General features: G+C 65.2%; 1 protein-coding gene and 4 pseudogenes. All 5 read right to left on the bottom strand.

Annotated elements, in window-relative coordinates:
- Positions 1-496: pseudogene (locus BQ7477_RS01695) on the bottom strand (peptidase S8); the annotation flags it as partial.
- Positions 497-970: 474 nt separating this feature from the next.
- Positions 971-1,504 (bottom strand): annotated as a pseudogene (locus BQ7477_RS01690) (diaminopimelate decarboxylase family protein); the annotation flags it as partial.
- A 274-nt stretch (positions 1,505-1,778) separates the two neighbouring features.
- Positions 1,779-2,333, bottom strand: a complete 555-nt coding sequence (locus BQ7477_RS01685; protein WP_073982570.1) for an N-acetylmuramoyl-L-alanine amidase family protein — start codon at positions 2,331-2,333, stop codon at positions 1,779-1,781.
- Between the two features lie 17 nt (positions 2,334-2,350).
- A pseudogene (locus BQ7477_RS01680) lies at positions 2,351-3,082 on the bottom strand (diaminopimelate decarboxylase family protein); the annotation flags it as partial.
- Positions 3,083-3,095: 13 nt separating this feature from the next.
- Positions 3,096-4,177: pseudogene (locus tag BQ7477_RS01675) on the bottom strand (S8 family serine peptidase); the annotation flags it as partial.

Raw genomic sequence — 4,177 nt, 5'->3', positions numbered from 1 at the left:
CGGTCGCGGCCTCGTCGCCCACGAAGGCCAGGCCGCCGGGGGCAGCGTTGTCGCCCCCAGCGTTGTCGCCCCCAGCGTTGTCGCCCGCAGGAGTTTCCTCGCCGGTGGGAAGGGTGAGGCGCTCGTAATAGAGGACTTCCTGGGTGCGGGTCGGGCCGATCGAGTGGACGGGGATACCCGCGTCCCTCAGGGTGGCGGCCAGGTCGGGCGCAAATGAAGGCGTGGCGCTTTGCGCAAAGAAGGTTCCGATCTGCGGGTACGAGGCCAGGGCGGCGCCCTTGACCGACGGGACCAGAGCGATGGCGCGCTCCACGTCGGCTGAGCTGGTGCCCGGGGCCAGGTTGATCGCGTAGTTCATCTGATCATCGTTGGCGCGGGTGGACGAGATCAGGGGGCTGGTGTCGTCAGCGTGTGCGGGCGGAACCACCACCGTCGTAACACCCATCGACAGGGCGAGCGCGGCGACGACTCCAATGCGGGCAGCAGTGCGGCGCATTGTTCCTCGACTTTCGATTGTCATTGTCAGGATTTCGGCTGCATGTACAGCTGCGCCCATCATCCTAGAGTTTGTCAGTAACAACAAACTGTAGGCTTACCTTATTTGCTATTTGCGCAGCATTTCCGACAGGCCCCCACCGATTGCAAGTTCCCACCTCCAACACAAAGTCGCACGTAATTTAACTTGGTCAGCATTCGAGCGCCCCCACAAACGTTGCAATTTCAACGAGCCAATTTCAAACTCTGAAATAGTCGGGGAGGAATTACGTGCGACATTACTGGGGAAAGGTCGCGGCGATACCAGGACTGCTCCGAACGACCGTCTCACAACACAGGGTCCGACAGGCCCTCTCACAGCAAAGGGTCCGAACGGCCCTCCATTCCTCGGACTGTGATGTCGATGTCCAAGAAACGGGAGGCAGTTCACAATGCATGCGAGACGGGGAGCGCGCTCCCCGTCTCGCTGATCCGCTTACTCCAGGCCCGCGTCCAGGGCCAGCAGGTGATCGACCGTCTGCGGGCGAATAAACCAGCGGGCAGTGCCGTTCTCGACGGCGAGTACGCCAGGCTTCGTGACCATGTTGTAGTTCGACGCCATCGAATAGCCGTACGCACCGACGGCCGGCACAACCAGCAGGTCACCACCCGTAATGTCAGCGGGAAGGTCAATGTCACGGATGATGATGTCTCCGCTCTCACAGTGCTTACCGACAACGCGGCAACGCGCCAGGGACGAGGCCTGAGCCGGGTCGCGGTTCGCGAGCGTCGCCGTGTAGACCGCGTCGTAGAGAACGGGACGGATGTTATCCGACATACCCCCATCGATGGCCACGTAACGGCGCACTCCCCCGCTTTCCAGGGAGACGTCCTTGACGACGCCGACCCTGTAGAGCATGACCATCGACGGACCGGCGATCGAGCGACCGGGCTCGACAGACACGTGCGGGACCGGCAACCCGTGGTGGGCGCAGCGCTCACGCACGACCCCGGCCAGGGCGCGAGCCACCNGCCCATCGAGAGGGCGAGGACTCCGACGAGCCCGATGCGTGCAGCGTTGCGGCGCATGGTTCCTCATTTCAGTTGCTACAGTCACGCGCACGACACCGTGCGCGCATAAGAACCATCATCCTCGAGTTTGACATGTCCGACAATTCATAACGACTAACGTCGGGCAACACCCGGACAAATCAAGGCTTGACAGGGGGCCGCGCTCACGCGCAGCCCCCTGTCAGTATCGATGACGCCTCGGCGCGCCCCAACCCGGTACGCCGAGGCTGCGACTACGAGTGCAAACGACCGGACGGATCAAAGAAGTAGACAACGCCGTCGATCGTACGTTCGCCCGTCACCATGACGCCAGTCTCATCCAGGTAGTACCAGGACGAAGCATCCCTCACCCAGCCGGTAGCCATCGCGCCCGAGAGCTGCAGGTAGTACCAGGACGATCCTTCCTTCAGCCAGCCGCTCACCATCGCGCCCGAGCCGTCCAGGCGGAACCACACGCCGTCCAACTCCAGCCAGCCGGTCACCATCGCTCCGGTCGCGGGGTCCAGGTAATACCAGGTGCCGCCCACGCTCACCCAGCCCGATGCCTGGGCACCGGACACTCCGTAGTAGAACCAGTGACCATTCTCGCTGGCCCAGCCGGTCACCATGTAGCCGCGCGCGTCGAAACGGTAAACTTCGCCGTTGATACGCAGCGTTTCGGAGGCCGGGTAAGTGCCGTCGGTATTGCGCCACCACCAGCCCAGCGCATCCGAGATCCACTGACCGGCCACGGCCTCGTGCGTATCCTCGCTCGCCGGAGCAACCGTGAAAAGGGCCGACGTGGTCACGTCGTCGTCGGCGCGCGGATCCGGGTTGCGGCCCGAGGCCTCGACCCGAACAGCCTGCTGCCCCGACAGAGCCGAGNCCCGCGGAAATCCAAGTGCGGCGCGTCCCTGATGGCTGCCACGGCCTGGTACGCCTGGCCGGTGGCCAGGGACAGGCCGAACTTCTGGTCCTCGTGGGCGGTCGCGATGTATTCGTTGCCGCCCGCGTGGATGCCGGATTTCAGGCGCACCATGACGGGCGCGGTGACACCGAGCGAAGCGGCGATGCGCTCGACCTGGAGGACCTCGTCCATCGAGTCGATGAAAATGCGGTGGATGCCGACCTCGAGGGCCAGGCGGATTTCCGCGTCGGACTTGTTGTTACCGTGCAGGCCAATCCGCGAAGGATCCACCCCGGCGCGCAGGGCGAGGCTCAGTTCGCCGAGCGAGGCGGTGTCGATACCTAGGCCCTCGGCCGCGACCAGGCGTGCGACGTCGGCGCTCAGGAATGCCTTGCCAGCATAGAAGACGTCGCCGCCGCTCAATCCGTATCCGTCCCAGAACTCCTCGGCCATCGCCGATGCCCACACGCGGGCGCGACCGCGCATAGCCTCGACGTCAAGCACGAAGATGGGGGTGCCGAACTCGGCGGCGATATTCGTCAGGTCGACGCCACCCACGCGCAGCACGCCACCCTCCCGCGCCGCGCTCCACGGCCACAGGTCGGGGCGCTCATCGGGGGTCGGGCACGTCAGGGTAACCGCATCGCTCACCGGGTCACATCCNGGGCCTGGGCTGGTCTTTCAGGACAGCGTCGAGAGCATCCAGGAAGCCACTGCCGCGGTACTCCTTGCCATCCCAGGGCGCGTTCAGCTCCCCGTAGTTGCGCGCTGCCTGCTTCTTCATGAGGTCAATGACCTGCGCGCCCGTGTACTCGGGGTGCACCGACTTGATGAGCGCGGCGACACCCGACACGTGCGGGGTCGCCATGGACGTGCCGTCGGCGACCGCGTAGCCGCTCAGGTAGAACAGCAGCGGCGCGGTCGAGTAAATCTGGTCGCCGGGCGCCGCGAAGTCAATCGTCGTGCCGTAGTTAGAGAAGTCGGCGCGAGCCAGAGACAGGCCGGGGGCAACGTTGTAGGCCTGGGCGAGGGCGCTCACCTGCGCGACGCCGTCGATCATGGAGGGCACACGGATCCCGCCCTGAACATCACGGCCCTTCGTCGGAGCAGGCGCGTCGGTCGGCGAGCCGTCGTCGATCGTCGGGTTATCAATGTTGACGCCCTCGTTACCTGCGGCAGCGATGACGGCCAGACCCTTGCCCTGCGCGTACTTAATCGAGCGGGTCGCCGCCTCCAGGCCTGCAGCCTGCTCCGGGTCCGTCGGGCTCCAGTAGACCCACGGGTCCATTGAGTAGGAGTTGTTGACGATGTCCACCCCGTGATCGGCCGCCCACATGAACGCGCATGTCACGTACTCGGGATAGATGAGTCGATTGTCGTTCGTGGCCTGGATCGCCACGATGCTCGCCTGGGGTGCGATGCCGTCAATGCCGATGTCGTTGTGGTTGGCGGCGATGATGCCCGCGACGTGCGTTCCGTGGTAGAACTCGTCGCGCCAGCCGTACAAGTCCTGCGTGGCGACGCCGTTCACCGAGCACTTCACGGAACGCTGCGTGTCCACGCGGCCCTCCAGGTCGGGGTGCGTGTCCTCGACGCCCGAGTCCACGACGGCGACGGTCACGGGAGCGCGTTCCACGGCAACCGCCCCTGCCTCGCGGGCGTGCATAGCCTCGGCGCCCCAGTTGAAGATTCGCTCCTCGGCGCCGGCCTGGGCCTCGGTCGCGGCCTCGTCGCCCACGAAGGCCA

This window comes from Actinomyces bouchesdurhonensis (assembly GCF_900128465.1).
GTDB lineage: Bacteria > Actinomycetota > Actinomycetes > Actinomycetales > Actinomycetaceae > Pauljensenia > Pauljensenia bouchesdurhonensis.
The sequence above is the reverse complement of the archived record's forward strand: the minus strand, read 5'-3'. Positions and strand labels throughout refer to the sequence as shown.